This is a genomic window from Bradyrhizobium sp. Unk1, from assembly GCF_059512345.1.
The window spans coordinates 1-581 of the sequence record NZ_JCAMOP010000217.1; the positions used below are offsets into that span (position 1 = coordinate 1).

Genomic DNA, 581 nt, shown 5'->3' on the forward strand with positions numbered 1-581 from the left:
TCGACACAGAGCTTCGAAGAGGCGAGCAGAAGCTGGCGCAGACGATGCCACAAGGGCTTCAATTCCTGGGCGGCATAGCCGACCCAGAAGGCGAGCGTGGAACGGTCGATGGCGATACCGTGCGTCGCCAGCATCTGCGCTTGGCGGTAAAGCGGCAAATGCCAATGATACTTGGCATCGATGACATGCGCGACCAGTCGCTCGGTGGGCAATCCTCCCCTGATCAGTCGCTCGGGCGCGGCGTGCTGGAGGACGACGCCATGACAGGCGCGGCAGGCCAGTCTGGGCCGGCGGGTGACGATGACGCGATACTGCGCCGGCACGACGTCCAGCCTCTGGCTCTCATCGTGGCCGATCTCAAAGAGATCGCCTTTGCAGCACGGACAGCAGGTTGCAGCGGGCATCAGGGTCTCGATGATGCGCGGCAAATGCTCCGGAAGCTGACCACGGTTGGCCCTGCGCTTGGCAGTTCTCTTCTCGCGGGCTCTGGGATTGGCACGATCCTCGGCTGCTTCGAGAGCCGCGACGGCCTGATCGATATCCTCCAGAACAAGCTGGAGCTGATCAGCGTCCAGCTTTTC

1 protein-coding gene is annotated in these 581 nt (G+C 62.8%); it reads right to left on the reverse strand.

Annotation, left to right across the window (positions count from 1 at the left end):
• Window positions 1-581, reverse strand: a 581-nt coding sequence (locus AC5ZFO_RS48210; RefSeq protein WP_496124298.1) for an IS66 family transposase, incomplete at both ends; no start/stop codon positions are given.